Origin of the sequence: Streptomyces hyderabadensis (genome assembly GCF_020404845.1) — a bacterium.
Classification (GTDB): Bacteria; Actinomycetota; Actinomycetes; order Streptomycetales; family Streptomycetaceae; genus Streptomyces; species Streptomyces hyderabadensis.
This window is the reverse complement of the sequence record NZ_JAIOJZ010000010.1, coordinates 81,899-101,508: the sequence shown is the minus strand read 5'-3', so window position 1 is coordinate 101,508 and position 19,610 is coordinate 81,899. Positions and strand designations below refer to the sequence as shown.

The window sequence follows — 19,610 nt, the reverse complement described above, 5'->3', positions numbered from 1 at the left end:
CCACTTGTCCCACGAGTCGCCCGGACTGGTCGTACTGAACCCCGCCACCGAAGAGGTCGTCGCCACCGTCCCCGCCGCCTCCGCGGCCGACGTGGACGCCGCCGTCGCCCGCGCCGTACGGGCCCAGACCGCCTGGGCCGCCCTCGCCCCCGGCGACCGGGCCCGGCTGCTGCGCCGCTTCGCCGCCACCGTCGACGCGCACCTGGAGGAGCTGGCCCGCCTGGAGGTCCGCCAGGCCGGACACCTCCTCGGCAACGCCCGCTGGGAGGCCGGCAACGTCCGCGACCTGCTCGACTACGCCGCCGGGGGAGTGGAGCGGCTCACCGGACGCCAGATCCCGGTCGCGGGAGGCCTGGACGTCACGCTCCTCGAACCCCTCGGTGTCGTCGGCGTCATCGCCCCCTGGAACTTCCCGATGCCGATCGCCGCCTGGGCCACGGCACCGGCGCTCGCAGCGGGCAACGCGGTCCTCCTCAAGCCCGCCGAGACGACCCCGCTCACCGCGCTCCGCCTGGCCGAACTCGCCCTGGCTGCGGGCCTGCCCGAGGGCCTGTTCCAGGTGCTGCCCGGACACGGCCCGGTCGCGGGCGACGCGCTCGTCGAACACCCGGACGTCGCCAAGATCGTCTTCACCGGGTCCACGGCCGTCGGCCGGCAGGTGGCCGCCAAGGGCGCCGCCCTGCTCAAGCCCGTCACCCTCGAACTCGGCGGCAAGAGCCCCAACATCGTCTTCGCCGACGCCGACATCGAGGCCGCCGCGGCCGCCGCACCCATGTCCTTCCTCGACAACAGCGGCCAGGACTGCTGCGCCCGCACCCGCATCCTCGTCCAGCGGTCCGTGCACGACCGCTTCCTCGAACTGCTCGCCCCCGCGATCGAGGCCGTCCGGGTCGGCGACCCGGCCGACGAGAGCACCGAGATGGGCCCGCTGATCTCCCGCGCCCAGCTGGAGCGCGTCCGCTCGCACGTCCCCGCCGACGCCCCCGGCATCCGCGGCAAGGCACCCGAGGGCGGGCCCGGCTTCTGGTACCCGCCGACCGTCCTCACCGGCGTCGACCCGCACGCGCCCGTGGCCGTCGAGGAGGTCTTCGGCCCCGTCGCCGTCGTCCTGCCCTTCGACGACGAGGCCGACGCGATCCGCCTGGCCAACGCCACCGACTACGGCCTGTCCGGCTCGCTGTGGACCCGGGACGTCGGCCGCGCCCTGCGCGTGTCGGGCGCGGTGCGCGCCGGGAACCTGTCCGTCAACTCCCACGCCAGCGTCCGCTACTGGACACCGTTCGGCGGGTTCAAGCAGTCCGGCATCGGCCGCGAGCTGGGCCCGGACGCGCTGACCGCGTTCACCGAGACCAAGAACGTCTTCATCAGCACGGAGGCCTAGCCACTCATGACCGAGGACATCATCTGCCGACGCCTGGTCGGCCGCAGCGCCGTCGTCACGGGCGCGGGCAGCGGCATCGGACTCGCCACCGCCCGCAGGCTCGCCTCCGAGGGCGCCCACGTCGTCTGCGGCGACGTGGACGAGGCCCGGGGCAAGGCCGCGGCCGAGGCGACCGGCGGCATCTTCGTCAAGGCCGACGTCACCGACCCCGAGCAGGTCGAGGCGCTGTTCGCGGCGGCGTACGACACCTACGGCAGCGTCGACGTCGCGTTCAACAACGCCGGTATCTCGCCGCCCGACGACGACTCCATCCTGGAGACGGGGCTGGAGGCGTGGAAGCGCGTCCAGGAGGTCAACCTCACCTCCGTCTACCTGTGCTGCAAGGCAGCCATCCCCTACATGCGCCGCCAGGGCCGGGGGTCCATCATCAACACCGCGTCCTTCGTGGCCCGGATGGGCGCGGCCACCTCGCAGATCTCGTACACCGCCTCCAAGGGCGGGGTCCTCGCCATGTCCCGGGAACTGGGCGTGCAGTTCGCCCGGGAGGGCATCCGCGTCAACGCGCTGTGCCCGGGACCGGTCAACACCCCGCTCCTGCAGGAGCTGTTCGCCAAGGACCCGGAGCGGGCCGCGCGCCGCCTGGTGCACATCCCGGTGGGCCGGTTCGCCGAGGCCGAGGAGATCGCCGCCGCGGTCGCCTTCCTGGCCAGCGACGACTCCTCCTTCGTCAACGCCACGGACTTCCTGGTCGACGGCGGGATCTCCGGGGCGTACGTCACACCGCTGTAGAACCCCGGGCACGGCGTCCTACAGTGCCGGGATGAGCATGACGCCGCCGCCCGGCTGGTACCGCGACCCGTCGGCCCCCCACCAGGAACGGTGGTGGGACGGCACGGCCTGGACGGAGCACCGCCGCGCCCCCGAGCCCGTCGGATTCGGGCCCGCGGTGGGCGCCCCGGCACCCGCTCCGACTCCCGGTCCGGGACTCGGCCAGGGGGCCGGCACCGGCGGACGCGGCAAGGCCGTCGCCGTCACCGTCGCCGCGGCCGTACTGGTCGCGGCGATCGTCACCGGCGTGTTCGTGCTGGGCGAGGACGACGGCGGCAGCCCGCGGACGCAGACCCCGCCGGTCACGGCGACCAGCACCGACCCCGCGCCGGTCAGCGACCCGCCGTCCCCCTCACCGACCGCGTCCGCGTCCTCCGCCGACGACCCGGCCGTGGTCGAGGACCAGCTCAACGGCGTCACCTTTCCGCTGCCGGACGGCTGGGTCCCGCCCAAGTACGTCGCCGAGGACGACGTCATGATGACCACCGACGGCACCTACGACTGCCCCGCCGACGGCAGCGTGTGCCGGCACGGCCTCGTCGTCTCCCGCACCGTCACCGCGAACGCCGAGTCCTCCCCGAAGGTCCTGGCCGAGCAGGACATCGAGGACGCGGCCGACGACGCCTACGACCGCGACCTGATCGGCAACAAGCCCTTCGGCGGCATCGAGTCCCACCAGGAGGTGGCGTCCGGCCCCGTCGCGGTCGTCGGACGCGCCGGGTACTACGTGCGCTGGCGGGTGAGGACGGCCGAGGGGCCCGGCGGCTACGTGCAGTCGATGGTGTTCCCCTCCACCGTCGGCACCGAGTCCCCGATCCTCGTCCGCTACGTCTTCGACGCCGGCGAGGACGGGCCGCCGCTGGCCGACATGGACAAGATCACCAAGGGTATCCGGCCCATCGGCGACGCGGACACCGGCGGCGGCGTGGGCAGCGGCATCGGCCCGACGGACTGACCCGCCCGCACAGGGGCCCCGCTACAGGAAGGTGTGCCCCTCGCCCCGGTACGTCGGCACCGTGGCCGTCACCGCGTCCCCTTCCACCAGCTGCAACGCCTCGAACCGCTCGCACAGCTCCCCGGCCTTGGCGTGCCGGAACCACACCTTGTCGCCGATCAGCAGGTCGTCGGCGGGCGAGCCCAGCAGCGGCGTCTGCACCTCGCCCGGTCCCTCCTGGGGGTCGTAGCGCAGGCCCTCGGGCAGATAGGGCACCGGCAGCCGGTCGGCCCCGGCCGCGCCGGAGGCCGGATAGCCGCCGCCGAGCACGGTCACCACGCCGACGCCCGGCCGCCGTACGACGGGCTGGGCGAACAGCGCCGCCGGACGACCGCTGAACGACGTGTAGTTGTCGAACAGCCGCGGCACGTACAGCCCCGAACCGGCCGCGATCTCCGTCACCGCGTCCTCGGCGGCGGTGTGCTGCACGCTGCCCGTACCGCCGCCGTTGACGAACTCCAGGCCGGGCACCACCGCGCGGACCGCCCGTACCACGGCCGCCCGCCGCTCGGCCAGTTCCCGGCGGGCGGCGGCCTGCATCAGCCGCACGGCACGCGACCGCAACGGCCGCCCCGCCACCGCGTCCCCGACCCCCGCCACATGACCCTCGTACGCCATGATGCCGACGACCTCGAACCCGGGCCGACGGGCCACCGCGCGGGCCAGGTCGGCGACCTCGGCGGGGGAGTGCAGCGGCGAGCGCCGGGCGCCGACCCGCACCCGGCCCCCGAGCAGCTTCAGCGAGGTGTCCAACTCCAGACACACCCGCACGACTTCCCGGCCGCCGTCGCCGTCGCGCGCCGCGTCGACGAGGTCCAGCTGGGCCACGTCGTCGACCATCACCGTCACGGCGGAGGCGAGCTTGGGATCGGCGGTCAGTTCGGCGTACCCGGCGCGGTCCGCCGACGGATAGGCGAGCAGCACGTCCTCGAAACCGGAGCGCGCCAGCCACAGGGACTCGGCCAGCGTGAACGACATCACGCCCGCGAAGCCGTCCCTGGCCAGGACCCGTTCCAGCAGCGCACGACAGCGTACGGACTTGCTGGCGACCCGGACCGGCTTCCCGCCGGCCCGGCGGACCAGGTCGTCCGCGTTGGCGTCGAAGGCCTCCAGGTCCACGATCGCCACGGGGGCGTCCAGATGGGCGGTGGCCCGGTCGTAGCGGGCCCGGTCGGCGGCGCGTGCGGTCATGACGGCAGCCTGCCAGACAGGATTACCGCGGGGTAGGGGGACGATCCGGGCCAATGCCACGGGCGGGCGGACTGGTTCCCCCTCCGGCGGGGTCACGCCGTAGAGTGACGCGCACGCACGGCGGGCCCGACCCCGGCGGCCGGGCCGGGAGCCCGCGCCGGGATGGCGGTCCGCCCGAGCGGGTATGCGTGCCCGGGACGGATCGGTTCCGCGCCGGGCCGGGCAGGAGACCGCGGCCGGGACCACCGTCTCCGGTCCGTGTCGGAGCGACGGGCCGGGGCCCGAGGAAACGGGGGGTGCATGAGCACGGAAGCGCGCCGCGCCGCCCTTCCCCCGCACCCCGCAGCACCGCCCCGCCCGCAGACCCCGCCCCGTCCCGAGGCGCCGCCGGACACGGACCCCGGACCGCCTTCCGCACCCACGCCGGGCACGAACGAGACGCCCCGACCGGCTGCCGCCGCCGGGGGCGCACCGGTGCCGGGGTCGGCGTGGGGTCCGGACGCGGCTCCCGGCCCGGAGCCCTCGGACCGTTCCGGCTCCGCGCCCGATCCCGCCACGTCGTTCGGCCGGCCGGCACCGCCCCGTCCCGGGCGCGAGCCTGCGCCGGGACCGGAGTCGGTGCCCGGTTTCGGTGGCGCTTCCCGTTCGGTGTCCGAGCCCCGGCCGGGGGCCGCTTCCGGAGCGCGGACGTCGGCCGGTGCCCAGGCCGCGTCCGGCCCGGAGACCGGGTCGGGTCCGGATGTCTCGTCCCGGGCGGCGGTGCCGCGTTCGTCGGTGCCGCCGCGCCCGGGGACCCCGCCCCGTCCCGGTGTTCCTCCCCGCCCGGCCCAGGCGCCGACGGGGGAGCGCGGCGAGGCCGCGGAGCCCGGGGCGCCTCGGCGTACCGGCGGGGCCGGCGCGCCCGCGCCCACGGCGGGCGGCGACGGCCGTGGGGGCGCGTCCACGGCCCCGGACGACGGCCGGGACGGGGACGCCACGGGTCCCGGTGCCCGGACCCGCTACCCGCGCTTCCGGCTCGCCGACTCCCGGTCCGCCGACGCCGCCGCCCCTCCGCCCAGCCCCTCCGCCCGCTTCCCCGACGCCGCCCCGACCGTCGGCCGGGACGCCCCGCGCGGCGGTGGCGCGGCGGTGGCACCGTCCCGCCGTCCCGGCGCTCCCGCACAGACCCCGACGGAGACGACCGCACGCCTGCGCCCGGTCCCGGCGGCGCCGGAAGCGGAGACGGTGGCCGCAACGGACGTTCCCGCGCCCCGGGCAGCCGTCCCGCCCTCCGGCCCCGCAGCCCCCCGCACCCCCGACCCGGCCCTCTCCTGGAGCAGCCCGCACGACCCAAGGCCCCGGGTCTCGTTCGGGGAGCCCGAGGGGTACGACGGGTCGGCCCGGCCGCGTCCGCTCGGCGGGCGTCCGCGGCCGCAGGCCGTCGCCGCCGCCGTCTGCCTCGTGCTCGGGGTGGGGCTCCTCACCGGGGCGGTCACCGGCAGCTGGCTCGCCGACGACTCCGGGGACGAGGGCGCGCGCAGCGCGTACACCGCGGCCGGCGACCTGTGGCACAGCGTGCCCGTCGACCAGCTGTTCCCGCCCACCGTCCAGGGCAAGGGCGCGGGACCCGGCGGAGCCGACCGCACCTGGACGCGGGTCGCCGTCGCCCCGGACGGCGACTGCGCCGGCGCCTTCGACCGGCTCCTCGCCAAGGTGCTCGACCCGGTCGGGTGCTCCCGCCTGCTGCGCGCCACCTACACCGACGCCACCCAGAGCTACGTCACCACCGTCGGTCTGCTCTTCACCAAGGCCGACGCCGCCGCCATGACCGCGCTGGCGGACCGGTTCGAGAAGGAGGGCCTGGGCCGCCGGGAGGACCTCATGCCGCTGCCGTACGCGGCCAAGGACACCGTTGCCGCGGACTTCGGCGCACCGCAGCGCGCCGCCTGGACCGTGTCCGTCCTCACCGATGCCCCCGTCGTCGTCTACGCCGTGTCCGGCTGGGCCGACGGCCGCACCGTCGACGAACCCGAACCCGCCGAGGAGGCCGTCGAGTCCGGCGCCGCGTCGGCGCCCGCCCAGGCCGGTCTCGGCCACGAGGCGCAGGGCCTCGCCGACCGCGTCGAACGCGCCCTGCGCGGACACGTCGGCGCACCCACGGAGCACCCGTCGTGACCCCCGCCGACCTCCGCCGCGGGACCGGCGCCCTGAGCCTGCTCCTCGCCGCCGCCCTCGCCCTCGTCCCGGCCCCCGCCGCGCACGCCGACGGCATCCGCGCCCAGCAGTGGGCCCTGGACGCCATGCACACCCAGGAGGCGTGGCGCACCACCAAGGGCGCGGGCGTCACCGTCGCCGTCCTGGACACCGGCGTCGAGGCCGACCACCCCGACCTGACCGGCAACGTCCTCACCGGCAAGGACCTGGTCGGCTTCGGCGCGAGCGAGGGCGACCGCTCCTGGGCCCGGCACGGCACCGCCATGGCCGGGATCATCGCCGGCCACGGACACGGCGCCGGCAACGCCGAGGGCGTCATGGGCATCGCCCCGGAGGCCAAGATCCTCCCCCTGCGGGTGATCCTGGAGGACGGCGACCCCTCCCGTGCCAAGGCCCGCAAGACCCGCGGCAACGCCCTGGCCGAGGGCATCCGGTGGGCCGCCGACCACGGCGCCGACATCATCAACCTCTCCCTGGGCGACGACTCCGCCTCCGCCCACCCCGAGCCGGCCGAGGACGAGGCCATCCAGTACGCCCTGAAGAAGGGCGTGGTCGTCGTCGCCTCGGCCGGCAACGGCGGCGAGAAGGGCGACCACATCTCCTACCCGGCCGCCTACCCGGGCGTGATCGCGGCGACCGCCGTCGACCGCTACGGCACCCGCGCCTCCTTCTCCACCCGCCGCTGGTACGCCACGGTCAGCGCCCCCGGCGTCGACGTGATCATCGCCGACCCCGACCACCGCTACTACGAGGGCTGGGGCACCAGCGCCGCCTCCGCCTTCGTCTCCGGCGCCGCCGCCCTGGTGAAGGCGGCCCACCCGGACCTCACCCCGGCCCAGGTCAAGGACGTCCTGGAGGACACCGCCCGCAACGCCCCGGCCGAGGGCCGCGACGACTCGCGCGGCTTCGGCTTCGTCGACCCGGCCGCCGCCATCGAGGCGGCCGGACGGCTGAAGCCGGAGGGCCTGAAGGCGGCGGCGTACGGCGACGACTACTTCGGCCCGGGACCGGACGCCCCCGCCTCCGACGACGCCACCTCCGCCTGGGCCGCGCCCCTGGCGGGCAGCGCGGGCGGCGTCCTGGTGGTCGCGGCCGTGGTCCTGTGGCGGGGGCGCCGCGAACGCCGCGACGACTTCTGACCAGCCGGAGAGGTTCCTAGGCCGCCTCGTCCGTGAACACCGACACCGCCGCCCGCGCCGCCGCCTCGGTCAGCGAGATCCCCTCCGCCTGCGTACCGCTGCCCCGCGACACCACCGCCACCAGGTAGCCGTGGCCGCCGCTCTCCACCCGCCCGATGCTGTTGACGACCCACAGTCCGGTGGTGCTGCGCTGCAGCCAGCCGTTCTTCAGCGCCCACGCCGAACCGTCCGTCCCGCCGGCCGCGTCGGCCGCCGCCGACACGCCCCACCGCTGACCGTCCGCGATCCGCTCCATCAGCCCGCGCACATACGTCCGCGACGCCTCGCTCAACGCCGACCCCTCCGCCACGAAGATCTGCCGCAGCAGCACGACCTGGTCGGCGGCGGTGGTCCGGGTCAGGCCCCACAGCGGACCCTCGCCGCCCTCGGTGCCGGTCAGCCCGAAGCGTGCGTTCGCGGCGTCGAGCCCGTCGGCCGTCCCGATTGCCTCCCACAGCGCCGACGCCGAGTCGTTGTCGCTGTTCTCGATCATCGCGGTGGCGTACGCCTTCTCCGACGCGGTGAGGGAACGCCCCGCGTCCTGCGCCCGGAGCAGCAGCGCCGCCAGGATGTCGACCTTGACGATGCTCGCCGTGTCGAAGGCGCCGGTGCCGTACGAGGCGCTCCCGCCCGAGTCCGGGTCCAGCACCGCCACCGACACCTCGGCGCCGTCCGGCACCGTCACCGACGCCATGGCCGCGGCCAGTCGCGCGTCGTCGTCCACCACCGGCTCCGCCGGCTCGACCGTCTCCACCGCCGCCTCCCCGCCCGAGGGTGCCGAGGACGACGACGATACGGCGCCGTCCGCGCCCGGGCGTGCGTGGCCCTGCCAGTACACCGCGCCGGTGGCCGTGGCACCGACGACGGCGAACGCGACCAGGGCCGACCACACCGGGGTACGCCGCCGCGGGGCCCGCCGCGCCCGCCGGGCTCTGGAGGATGCCATGGCCGCGATCGTCCACGCGGTTGCTGTGCGCGCTGTTGGGCGGAGGTTAAATCCCGGTCAGATGTCCCTGAGAGGGCGGTGAGGAACGCCGTGCGCGCCCCCCGATAGGGTCGTGACCGTGGCGAACAAGAACATCCCCGACTCCGCCTTCTCCGACGACGACGGCTCCGCCGACCCCCGGCTGAGCGCCGCGCTCGCCGCCTGGGCCGAGGACCGCGCCGCCGTCGGCCCGGTCCTGGCGGCGCTCAAGGGTGCCCGGCTGCTCGTACCCGTCGTCGCCGTACTCGGCGAGCTGGAGGAGGACGAGAACGGGCTGCGCCGCGAGAAGACCAGCGACATGGCCGTGCCGACGCTGAAGGCCGGTGACCGCACCGCGCTGCCCGCCTTCACGTCCACTCAGTCGCTCGCCCGCTGGGACCCCGCGGCCCGCCCCGTCGCCGTACCCGTGCACCAGGCGCTGCAGGCCGCCGCGCACGAGAAGGCGGACACCGTCGTACTGGACCTGGCCGGGCCGGTGCCGTTCGAGCTGACCGGAGCGGTGCTGCTGGCACTGGCCGAGGGACGTACGACCACCGACCCGCTGGCGGACCCGGCCGTGGCCCGGGCCGTGCGCGCCGCCCTGGCCGACGAGCCCGCCGTGCTCCGCGCCCACCTCGGGCCGGGACGCGCCGACGGCACGCTCGCGCTGGTCCTGGACCCGGACGCCGACGCGGCGAAGGCCGCCCGCGCCGTCGCCGGGCGGCTGGCCGCCGACGACACACTGAGGGCCCGCCTGGTGCGCGGCCTCGACCTGGCACTGCTGCCGGCCGGGGCGACGCCGCCGGGCGAGCCCTTGTACGTGCGGTGACGACTCGGGGCGGCGGTCAGCCGTAGACCGCGCCCGTGTACTTCTCGCCGGGGCCCTGGCCCGGCTCGTCCGGGACCAGCGAGGCCTCGCGGAAGGCGAGCTGGAGCGACTTCAGGCCGTCGCGCAGCGGTGCCGCGTGGAAGGAGCTGATCTCGGTCGCGGTCGCGTCCAGCAGACCGGCCAGCGCGTGCACCAGCTTGCGGGCCTCGTCCAGGTCCTTGTGGTCCTCGCCCTCCTCCGTCAGGCCCAGCTTCACGGCGGCGGCGCTCATCAGGTTGACGGCGACCGTCACGATCACCTCGACCGCCGGGACCTCGGCGATGTCGCGGGTCATGGCGTCGAAGTCGGGGTTCGCCGAGGATTCGGGAGGGGTCTCACTCATGCCGCACACGATAGGCGCAGCCGGGGAGCGGGCCCCACTCGGACTCGGTTAGCCCTTCCCCGGCCGAGCTGCTAACCTTGTGTAACGACCGGTCGGACACGCACGCCCACGGCAGCGGGTCCGGCCCACAAGTGGAGGCTTCGAACTCCCACCTGGCCGTCCTGCCGACGGCGGGTCACCGGTCAGGCGGTCCCGTCCCAGCGGCGGCGACCAGCCCGAAATCGCGCCCCGCGGTCACCGCGGCGGTGCTCCGGTAGCAGTTCGAGGAGCCCCGCCTGTGATCGTCCGGGGCATTTTTTGTGTGCCGGCGCGGTTAGGTCTATCGAACACAGACGTTACGCGGCTGTCCGCCAGACCGTCGCGTGGTGCTACCGAGGAGGATCCATCAGCGCCGAGCCCCGCATCAACGACCGGATTCGCGTTCCCGAGGTGCGACTTGTCGGTCCCAGCGGCGAGCAGGTCGGGATTGTCCCGCTTGCCAAGGCCCTGGAGCTTGCGCAGGAGTACGACCTCGACCTCGTCGAGGTCGCGGCGAACGCCCGTCCGCCCGTGTGCAAGCTCATGGACTACGGGAAGTTCAAGTACGAGTCGGCCATGAAGGCCCGTGAGGCGCGCAAGAACCAGGCGCACACGGTCATCAAGGAGATGAAGCTCCGGCCGAAGATCGACCCGCACGACTATGACACCAAGAAGGGTCACGTCGTCCGGTTCCTCAAGCAGGGCGACAAGGTCAAGATCACGATCATGTTCCGTGGTCGCGAGCAGTCCCGGCCGGAGCTCGGCTACCGACTGCTGCAGCGTCTCGCGGAGGACGTCCAGGACCTCGGCTTCGTGGAGTCGAACCCGAAGCAGGACGGCCGGAACATGATCATGGTCCTCGGTCCGCACAAGAAGAAGACCGAGGCGATGGCCGAGGCCCGCCAGGCGCAGGAAGCGCGCAAGGCGGACGCGAAGGCGAACCCCGGCAAGTCGCAGAACGCCGCGGAGGCCGACGGCGCGGAAGCCGAGGCTCCGGCCGAGGCACCCGCCGAAGCGTGACCCCGGGGGACCGCCAGTCCCCAGGACACAACCGATACCAGAGCGACGCTCCAACCGTGCCCGGTTTCACGACCGGGCACCGGAGCGCCACCGACGAGGAGAGAACGGCGCTATGCCGAAGAACAAGTCGCACAGCGGTGCCAGCAAGCGCTTCAAGATCACCGGCTCCGGCAAGGTGCTCCGTGAGCGCGCCGGCAAGCGCCACCTGCTCGAGCACAAGTCGTCCCGCGTGACGCGTCGCCTCACCGGCAACGCCGAGATGGCCCCGGGCGACGCCGCGAAGATCAAGAAGCTTCTCGGCAAGTGACGTACGGGCGCCACTGAGCGCCGTACGGCAGGACCGGGACCCAATCGATACCGGGCCGCGTGAGGACCACCGCGGCCCCGCTACAAGGAGTTAACAAGTGGCACGCGTCAAGCGGGCAGTCAACGCCCACAAGAAGCGCCGGGCGATCCTCGAGCAGGCCTCCGGCTACCGCGGTCAGCGTTCGCGTCTGTACCGCAAGGCCAAGGAGCAGGTCACCCACTCGCTGGTCTACAACTACAACGACCGCAAGAAGCGCAAGGGTGACTTCCGCCAGCTGTGGATCCAGCGCATCAACGCCGCTGCCCGCGCCAACGGCATCACGTACAACCGCTTCATCCAGGGCCTGAAGGCCGCCAACGTCGAGGTCGACCGCAAGATCCTCGCCGAGCTGGCCGTCAACGACCCGAACGCGTTCGCCGCGCTCGTCGAGGTCGCGCAGAAGGCGCTGCCGAGCGATGTGAACGCGCCGAAGGCGGCGTGACGCTGCGCCGGCTTGAGCCGTAGTTGAAGGGACCCGCAGGCTGGAGCCTGCGGGTCCCTTCGGTTGCCGCCCGGTCCTGTCCGTTCTCGGCTGCGGGCTCGTTGTGGCTGGTCGCGCAGTTCCCCGCGCCCCTGGGGGGCGCGTTGCAGTCCGCGTTGATTCAAATGTGAAGGTGAGCAAGAGTGCGACCTGGCAGCCCCGAGCTGATCTCTCCCCGGTCCCCCCGTGTCGCTGCCGCTCGGCGGCTGGGGAAGCGGAACTTCCGGGGGAAGGAGCGGCTGTTCCTGGCCGAGGGGCCGCAGGCCGTGCGGGAGGCCGCGGGGTACGGGGAGACGCTGGTCGAGCTGTTCGCCACCGTCGAGGCCGCGGAGCGGTACGCCGACATCGTGGGGGCCGCCCGGGAGGTGGGTGCCCGGGTGCACCTGGCCGCCGACGCGGTCATCGAGGACATCTCCACCACCGTCACCCCGCAGGGCCTGGTCGGGGTCTGCCGGTTCCTGGACACGCCGTTCGAGGAGATCCTCGCCGCCCGGCCCAAGCTGGTCGCCGTCCTCGCGCACGTGAGGGACCCCGGCAACGCCGGGACCGTGCTGCGCTGCGCCGACGCCGCGGGCGCCGAGGCGGTCGTGCTCACCGACGCCTCCGTCGACCTGTACAACCCCAAGGCCGTACGCGCCTCCGTCGGCTCCCTCTTCCACCTGCCGGTCGCCGTCGGCGTCCCCGTCGAGCGGGCCGTCGCCGGGCTGCGGGAGGCGGGGGTGCGGGTGCTGGCCGCCGACGGTGCGGGTGCGGACGACCTCGACGCCGAGCTGGACGCGGGCACCATGGGCGGGCCCACCGCCTGGGTGTTCGGCAACGAGGCCTGGGGGCTCCCGGAGGAGACCCGCGCCCTCACCGACGCCGTCCTGCGTGTCCCGATCCACGGGAAGGCGGAGAGTCTGAACCTCGCGACCGCCGCCGCCGTATGTCTCTACGCGTCGGCGCGTGCACAGCGCGCCGCCGGAGGGTGCCGCTCCGTCACCGAGAGCTAGTAGGGTGACCAGCTCAAGGCCCCTGCGCGGTTGAGAGGTGGGGTACGGGGATGAGCGTCGGCACGAGCAGCGCACCGGGAGCACACCAGGTGCCGCGCCCGCCCGCGCCCCGCCCGCCCGCCGATCCCGCCGACCTCGGCATCGACCCGGACCAGCTGCCCGACGGCCTGGTCGTCGCCGACGAGCACGGCCGGGTGGTCTGCTTCAACGCGGCCGCCGTCCGGATCACCGCCACCCCTGCCGCCCAAGCCCTCGGACAGCCCCTGGAGAGCGCCCTGCCCCTGGAGGACCTGGAGGGCCGCCGCTGGTGGCAGCTCACCGACCCCTACGGCGGCCTCGCCATCCGCGTCCGCCAGCCCGAGCGCAACCTGCTGCTCCCCGGCGGCCGGGAGGTCCTGGTCACCGCCCGCTACGTCCGCACCGAACGCCTCGGCCCCGTCCACCGCGTCGTCGTCACCCTGCGCGACACCGAGGCCCGGCGCCGCACCGAGCGCAGCCACGCCGAGCTGATCGCCACCGTCGCCCACGAACTGCGCTCCCCGCTCACCTCCGTCAAGGGCTTCACGGCCACGCTGCTGGCCAAGTGGGAGAGGTTCACCGACGACCAGAAGCGGCTGATGCTGGAGACCGTCGACGCCGACGCCGACCGGGTCACCCGGCTCATCGCCGAGCTGCTCGACATCTCCCGGATCGACTCCGGCCGCCTGGAGGTGCGCCGCCAGCCCGTCGACATCGGCGCGGCCGTCGGCCGGCACATCCAGGCGTACGTCGCCGCCGGCCTGGCGGCCGACCGGTTCCTGCTCCGCCTCGCCCAGCCGCTGCCCGACCTGTGGGCCGACCCCGACAAGGTCGACCAGGTGCTGAGCAACCTGCTGGAAAATGCCGTGCGGCACGGCGAGGGAACCGTCACCATTGACGTCACGCCCACGGCGTCCCCCCGCGAGGGGGAGGACACCGGCACGTCGGTCACGGTGAGCGACGAGGGGGCGGGCATCCCGGAGGAATCCATGAACCGCGTCTTCACCCGCTTCTGGCGGGGCAGCAAGCGCGGCGGCACCGGGCTCGGGCTGTACATCGTCAAGGGCATCGTCGAGGCCCACGGCGGCACCATCACGGTCGGCCGCGCCCCCGGCGGCGGCGCGCAGTTCCGATTTACGTTGCCCGTGGCGGCACCGGCGTACCTCACCTGAGCAGCACCCAGAGGCAGCCGGCGCCCCCCACGGGCGTCATCAGCGTTCCACCGCCCCGTTAGACTCGGTCTTTGGCACCTTTGCGTCCAGATCCGCAGACGAAGCGTCGACGAAGCGTCTCCGCGCCGTCTGAGGACCGTAGACGGGGCGTCCCAGCCAGCCAATCGGAAGCACGGGAAGAGATGTCGGCACCGAATAAGTCGTACGACCCAGTCGAGGTCGAGGCGTTGAAACCGGAAGAGATCGAGCGCATGCGGGACGAGGCGCTCGCCGCCTTCGCCGCCGCGGACTCCCTCGACGCGCTCCAGGAGGCCAAGGTCGCCCACACCGGCGGCACCTCCCCGCTGTCGCTGGCCAACCGCGAGATCGGCGCCCTGCCCCCGCACGCCAAGGCCGAGGCCGGCAAGCGGGTCGGCATGGCCCGCGGTGCCGTGAACAAGGCGCTGGCCGCCCGCCAGGCCGAGCTGGAGGCCGAGCGCGACGCGCGCGTCCTGGTCGAGGAGGCCGTGGACGTCACGCTGCCCTACGACCGGGTGCCGGCCGGCGCCCGCCACCCGCTCACCACGCTCTCCGAGCGCATCGAGGACATCTTCGTCGCCATGGGCTACGAGGTCGCCGAGGGCCCCGAGGCCGAGGCCGAGTGGTTCAACTTCGACGCCCTCAACATCGGCCCGGACCACCCGGCCCGCGGCGAGGCCGACACCTTCTTCGTGCAGGGCCCGGAGGACGGCGCCGAGTCCGGCGTCGTGCTGCGCACCCACACCTCGCCGGTGCAGATCCGCTCCGCGCTCACGCGTGAGCTGCCGGTGTACGTGATCTGCCCCGGCCGGGTGTACCGCACCGACGAGCTGGACGCCACCCACACCCCCGTCTTCCACCAGGTCGAGCTGCTCGCCGTCGACGAGGGCCTGACCATGGCGGACCTCAAGGGCACCCTGGACCACATGGTCCAGTCGCTGTTCGGCGCGGAGATGAAGACCCGGCTGCGGCCGAACTTCTTCCCCTTCACCGAGCCGTCCGCCGAGATGGACATGCTCTGCTACGTCTGCAAGGGCGCGTCCGTCGGCAACCCCGACCGGCCCTGCCGCACCTGCTCCAGCGAGGGCTGGATCGAGCTGGGCGGCTGCGGCATGGTCAACCCGCGGGTGCTCACCGCCTGCGGTATCGACCCGGAGAAGTACAGCGGCTTCGCCTTCGGGTTCGGCATCGAGCGGATGCTGATGTTCCGCCACAACGTCGAAGACATGCGAGACATGGTCGAGGGTGACGTCCGGTTCACCCGGCCGTTCGGGATGGAGATCTGATGCGGGTCCCGCTTTCCTGGCTGCGGGAGTACGTCGACCTGCCGGCCACCGAGACCGGCCGCGACGTGCAGGCCAAGCTGATTTCGGCCGGTCTGGAGGTCGAGACCGTCGAGCACCTGGGCGCCGACCTCAAGGGCCCCCTCGTCGTCGGCCAGGTGCTGACCATCGAGGAGCTGGAGGGCTTCAAGAAGCCGATCCGCTTCTGCACGGTCGACGTCGGCCAGGCCAACGGCACCGGTGAGCCCCAGGAGATCGTCTGCGGCGCCCGGAACTTCTCCGTCGGCGACAAGGTCGTCGTGGTCCTGCCCGGCGCCACCCTGCCCGGCGGCTTCTCGATCAGCGCCCGCAAGACCTACGGCAAGACGTCCCACGGCATGATCTGCTCCAGCGACGAGCTGGGCATGGGCGACGACGGCACCCACGGCATCATCGTGCTGCCGCCGGAGACCGAGGTCGGCAAGGACGCCATCGAGCTGCTGGAACTGGTCGACGAGGTGCTGGACATCGCCGTCACCGCCAACCGCGGCGACTGCCTGTCCATCCGCGGCGTCGCCCGCGAGGCCGCCATCGCCTACGGCCTGCCGCTGCGCGACCCGGCCCTGCTCGACGTGCCCGGGCCCAACGCCTACGGCTACCCGGTGAAGATCGCCGACCCCATCGGCTGCGACCGCTTCACCGCCCGCACCGTGACCGGTCTCGGCGCCGAGGCCCGCTCGCCGATCTGGCTCCAGCGGCGCCTGCAGAAGGTCGGCATGCGCCCGATCTCGCTGGCCGTGGACGTCACCAACTACGTGATGATGGAGCTGGGCCAGCCCCTGCACGCCTACGACCGCTCACTGGTCCAGGGCACCATCGGCGTGCGCCGGGCCCAGGAGGGCGAGAAGATCGTCACCCTGGACGGGGTCGAGCGGAAGCTGCACGCCGAGGACCTGGTCATCACCGACGACCGCGGCCCGATCGGCCTCGCCGGTGTCATGGGCGGCGCCAACACGGAGATCGCCGACCACGACGCCGCCGAGAACGGCGGGAACGCGACGAGCGACGTGGTCATCGAGGCCGCCCACTTCGACCAGGTGTCCGTCGCGCGCACCGCCCGCCGGCACAAGCTGTCCTCGGAGGCGTCCCGCCGCTTCGAGCGCGGCGTCGACCCGCAGGCCGCCGCCGCTGCCGCGCAGCGCACCGTCGACCTGCTGGTGCTGCTCGCGGGCGGCACCGCCGAGTCCGGCGTCACCGAGATCAGCGCCCCGCACGCGCCGCACACGATCACCGTGGCGGCCGACCACCCGGACAAGGTCGCGGGCGTGGCCTACGGCCGCGAGACCGTGGTACGCCGCCTCCAGGAGGTCGGCTGCGACGTGTACGGCCAGGACGAGCTGATCGTCACGGTTCCGTCGTGGCGGCCCGACCTCGACGACATCAACGACCTGGCCGAAGAGGTCATCCGCCTGGAGGGCTACGAGAACCTGCCCTCCACGCTGCCCCGGCCCCCGGCGGGCCGCGGCCTCACCCCCCGCCAGCGGCTGCACCGCCGCGTCGGACGGGCCCTGGCCGGAGCCGGTTACGTCGAGGCGCTGAACTACCCGTTCGTGAGCGAGCAGGTCTTCGACCAGCTCGGACTCGACGCCGACGACCCGGCCCGCCGCGTCGTCCGGCTGGTCAACCCGCTCAGCGACGAGGAGCCCGCGCTGCGGACCTCGCTGCTGCCGGGCCTGCTGGGCGCGCTGCGCCGCAACGACGGCCGGGGCGCGCACGACCTGGCGCTCTTCGAGACGGGCCTGGTCTTCCACCCGCGCGACGAGCAGCGCGTCGCCGCGAACCTGCCGGTCGACCGCCGCCCCAGCGCGGACGACCTCGCCGCGCTGGACGCCGCGCTGCCCGACCAGCCCCGGCACGTCGCCGTGGTCCTGGCCGGCGCCCGCGAGCAGGCCGGCTGGTGGGGCAGGGGCCGTCCGGCCGACTGGGCCGACGCGGTCGAGGCCGCCCGGACCGTCGCCCGCGAGGCCGGTGCCGAACTGGGCGTCCGCAAGGGCCAGTACGGTCCGTGGCACCCGGGCCGCTGCGCCGAGCTGTTCGTCACCTTGGACGGCGAGGAGCGGGTGATCGGGCACGCGGGTGAGCTGCACCCGCGGGTCCTGAAGACGCTGGGCCTGCCCGCGCGCACCTGCGCGATGGAGCTGGACCTGGACGCGGTGCAGCGGGTCGGCGACGACACCCCGCAGGCACCGGGCATCTCCACGTTCCCCGTCGCCACGCAGGACGTCGCCCTGGTCGTCGAGGAGTTCGTCCCGGCGTCGGAGGTCGAGGCCGCGCTGCGTGAGGGCGCGGGTGAACTGCTGGAGTCCATCCGGCTGTTCGACGTGTACGACAACGCGGAGCAGCTCGGCGAGGGGCGCAAGTCGCTGGCGTACGCGTTGCGCTTCCGCGCGGGGGACCGGACGCTGACGGTCGACGAGGCGTCGGCCGCCCGCGACGCGGCGGTTGCCCTCGCGGGCGAGCGGGTCGGAGCGGTGCTGCGCAGTTAGGGCCGCGGTTCGCCCAAGGGGCGTGGGGTTTCCGCCGGTTCGGCGGCTGCGGGTACGTCGTGGTCGCTCGCGCAGTTCCCCGCGCCCCTGAAAAGGGGCGCGGGGAACTGCGCGACCAGCCACCGACTGCCCGCAGTCGACAACGCACCCGCACACCGAACGGCGACGAGTCGAAACCATTGAAGCCGGCGGAGCCGTCCGCCCCGCCACGGAGTGTCGGGCAGGCAGCTGGGCGGACGGCGTGGATACGGGCCGCCGCACTGTACGAGGGGGAGCCGGCGGCCCGGCCGGCCTCTTTCGAGGCCCTTCAGTCAACCGGTCCGGAACTCTCCGCGACAGCGCGCACACGCTGCGGATGCGCGCACTCCGTTCACACCCCGTGTGAAGACCGACGCACTACGCTGTCGGCAGCGATTCACCGGGGGGCACCCATGCAGCCCAACACCCTGCTCGACGCGATCCTCGACGAGGCCGGGATCTCGCACGCGGGACTGGCCGCGCACGTGAACCAGGCGGGGCGGGCACGTGGGCTCGCACTGAGGTACGAACACACCGCCGTGGCGCGGTGGTTGAAGGGGCAGCGGCCGCGCGGTCAGGTGCCCGACCTGATCTGCGAGGTCCTCGCGGCCCGGCTGCACCGACCCGTCACGCTCGACGACATCGGCCTCGGCGTGCCCGGCGAACCGGCCGCCCCGCACACCGGCTCGCTCTCCGGGTTCGTGGAGCGGGCGACCGCCCTGTGGCGCTCCGACCAGCAGCAGCGCCCGCACATCCTCGGCGCCCCCGCGCTCACCGGCACGCCCGCCGTGATGCCGGTGTGGGAGTGGGAGAACCCGCCCGAGGACACGGACGTCTCCCGCGGCGGGCGGCACCGGGTCACGGCGGCCGACCTGGAGACGGTGCGCTGCGCCCGCGCGCACTACGAGCAGATGTACCGCAAGGCCGGCGGCATCGCGACCCGCGCCCGCATCGTCGGCTTCCTCAACTCCGAGGCCGCGCCGCTGCTGCGGGGCAGCTACACCGACGCCACCGGACGGCAGCTGCACCGGGCCACCGGGGGCCTGGTGGCGGTGGCCGGGATCTGCGCGTACGATTCCGACGCGCACGGCCTCGCCCAGCGCTACTTCCACCAGGCGCTGCGGCTGGCCAAGGCCAGCGGCGACCGGGGGCTCGGCGCCTACGTCATCGCGCTGCTGGTCAACCAGGCGCTGTTCCTGCGGGAGTTCCGGCAGGCCGTCGCCTTCGCCGAGGCCGCGCTGCGGGCCGCCGGACGGCACATCACCCCGGCGCTCGCCTCCGACCTGTACGCGATGCAGGCGAAGGCGTACGCGCACCTGGGCGACGGCAGCAGCGCGCTGGCCTGCATCCGCCGGGCCGAGCAGGCCGCCGAGCGCATCCGGCGCGGGTACGAGCCCGACGAGACCGGCTACGTCCAGCCCGGACTGGTCAACGTCCAGGTGGCGGAGGCGCTGCTGAGCCTCGGGGAACTCGCGGCGGCCGGGGAGCACGCGGCGGCCGCCGTCGACACCCCGGCGCACGACCGGGGGCGCGTGCACCGGCTCGCCATGCTCAGCACGATCGAACTGCGCCAGGGCAACGCCGACAAGGCGGTCGCCACCGCCGTACGGATGGCGGAGCAGGCCCGGGGCATGGAGTCCCAGCGGCTGCGCGACCGGCTGCGGGCGGTGCGCGAGCACCTGGTGAACAGCGGGTGCGCGGGCACGGACGAGGCCGCCGAACTGATCGACGGTGCCCTGCGCGTCCCCCTGTAGGAACACCCTCCGCGCCCGCCCCTGC

Annotated in this window: 17 protein-coding genes; 14 read left to right on the top strand and 3 right to left on the bottom strand. The window is 74.1% G+C overall.

Annotated features, from left to right (window positions below; translation table 11 throughout):
* The first annotated feature begins 4 nt into the window (after nt 1–4).
* Genes K7854_RS10610 through K7854_RS10600 form a run of 3 tightly spaced genes read left to right on the top strand, consistent with a single transcriptional unit; the run spans nt 5 to nt 3,164 of the window.
* Nucleotides 5–1,381: an aldehyde dehydrogenase family protein gene (locus K7854_RS10610; protein WP_226026143.1), complete on the top strand. Its 1,377-nt coding sequence runs from the start codon at nt 5–7 to the stop codon at nt 1,379–1,381.
* Between the two features lie 6 nt (nt 1,382–1,387).
* Complete coding sequence (locus K7854_RS10605) at nt 1,388–2,170, top strand: 3-oxoacyl-ACP reductase (protein WP_226026142.1); 783 nt, start codon at nt 1,388–1,390, stop codon at nt 2,168–2,170.
* Nucleotides 2,171–2,207: 37 nt separating this feature from the next.
* Complete coding sequence (locus K7854_RS10600; protein ID WP_226026198.1) at nt 2,208–3,164, top strand: DUF2510 domain-containing protein; 957 nt, start codon at nt 2,208–2,210, stop codon at nt 3,162–3,164.
* Nucleotides 3,165–3,185: 21 nt separating this feature from the next.
* Here K7854_RS10600 and K7854_RS10595 read toward each other — a convergent pair whose 3' ends face one another.
* Entirely contained in the window at nt 3,186–4,394 is a 1,209-nt protein-coding gene (locus tag K7854_RS10595) for an amino acid deaminase/aldolase (protein ID WP_226026141.1), read from the bottom strand.
* A gap of 759 nt (nt 4,395–5,153) precedes the next feature.
* Between K7854_RS10595 and K7854_RS10590 the strand changes: the two genes are divergently transcribed.
* On the top strand, nt 5,154–6,548 hold the full coding sequence (locus tag K7854_RS10590; RefSeq protein ID WP_226026140.1) for a hypothetical protein: 1,395 nt from the start codon (nt 5,154–5,156) through the stop codon (nt 6,546–6,548).
* A complete protein-coding gene (gene mycP / locus K7854_RS10585; RefSeq protein ID WP_226026139.1) occupies nt 6,545–7,726 on the top strand; it encodes a type VII secretion-associated serine protease mycosin in 1,182 nt (393 codons plus the stop codon). The genes K7854_RS10590 and mycP overlap by 4 nt, the downstream gene beginning before the upstream one ends.
* Before the next feature lie 16 nt (nt 7,727–7,742).
* Here mycP and K7854_RS10580 read toward each other — a convergent pair whose 3' ends face one another.
* A complete protein-coding gene (locus tag K7854_RS10580; RefSeq protein ID WP_226026138.1) occupies nt 7,743–8,711 on the bottom strand; it encodes a serine hydrolase in 969 nt (322 codons plus the stop codon).
* Nucleotides 8,712–8,829: 118 nt separating this feature from the next.
* On the opposite strand from K7854_RS10580, the gene K7854_RS10575 reads away from it, so the two are divergent.
* On the top strand, nt 8,830–9,558 hold the full coding sequence (locus tag K7854_RS10575; protein ID WP_226026137.1) for an SseB family protein: 729 nt from the start codon (nt 8,830–8,832) through the stop codon (nt 9,556–9,558).
* Between the two features lie 16 nt (nt 9,559–9,574).
* Here K7854_RS10575 and K7854_RS10570 read toward each other — a convergent pair whose 3' ends face one another.
* Nucleotides 9,575–9,940, bottom strand: a complete 366-nt coding sequence (locus tag K7854_RS10570; protein ID WP_061445672.1) for a DUF1844 domain-containing protein — start codon at nt 9,938–9,940, stop codon at nt 9,575–9,577.
* Nucleotides 9,941–10,324: 384 nt separating this feature from the next.
* Between K7854_RS10570 and infC the strand changes: the two genes are divergently transcribed.
* From infC to K7854_RS10530, 8 genes are all read left to right on the top strand, one after another.
* Nucleotides 10,325–10,978, top strand: a complete 654-nt coding sequence (gene infC / locus K7854_RS10565; protein WP_226026197.1) for a translation initiation factor IF-3 — start codon at nt 10,325–10,327, stop codon at nt 10,976–10,978.
* 112 nt (nt 10,979–11,090) lie between these two features.
* The gene (rpmI, locus tag K7854_RS10560; RefSeq protein WP_003977225.1) at nt 11,091–11,285 is read left to right on the top strand and encodes a 50S ribosomal protein L35; all 195 of its coding nucleotides are present in this window, start codon (nt 11,091–11,093) and stop codon (nt 11,283–11,285) included.
* 97 nt (nt 11,286–11,382) lie between these two features.
* Complete coding sequence (rplT, locus tag K7854_RS10555) at nt 11,383–11,766, top strand: 50S ribosomal protein L20 (protein WP_003977226.1); 384 nt, start codon at nt 11,383–11,385, stop codon at nt 11,764–11,766.
* Nucleotides 11,767–11,948: 182 nt separating this feature from the next.
* The gene (locus K7854_RS10550; RefSeq protein WP_226026136.1) at nt 11,949–12,797 is read left to right on the top strand and encodes a TrmH family RNA methyltransferase; all 849 of its coding nucleotides are present in this window, start codon (nt 11,949–11,951) and stop codon (nt 12,795–12,797) included.
* A gap of 50 nt (nt 12,798–12,847) precedes the next feature.
* Nucleotides 12,848–13,987 (top strand): sensor histidine kinase, encoded by a 1,140-nt coding sequence (locus tag K7854_RS10545; protein WP_226026135.1) that lies wholly within the window; start codon nt 12,848–12,850, stop codon nt 13,985–13,987.
* A gap of 182 nt (nt 13,988–14,169) precedes the next feature.
* Nucleotides 14,170–15,291, top strand: coding sequence for a phenylalanine--tRNA ligase subunit alpha (gene pheS / locus K7854_RS10540; RefSeq protein ID WP_226026134.1), 1,122 nt, complete (start codon nt 14,170–14,172; stop codon nt 15,289–15,291).
* Nucleotides 15,291–17,813, top strand: coding sequence for a phenylalanine--tRNA ligase subunit beta (pheT, locus tag K7854_RS10535; protein WP_226026133.1), 2,523 nt, complete (start codon nt 15,291–15,293; stop codon nt 17,811–17,813). The genes pheS and pheT overlap by 1 nt, the downstream gene beginning before the upstream one ends.
* Before the next feature lie 431 nt (nt 17,814–18,244).
* Nucleotides 18,245–19,585, top strand: coding sequence for an NsdA family TPR-like regulatory protein (locus K7854_RS10530; protein WP_226026132.1), 1,341 nt, complete (start codon nt 18,245–18,247; stop codon nt 19,583–19,585).
* The last annotated feature ends 25 nt before the right edge of the window (nt 19,586–19,610 follow it).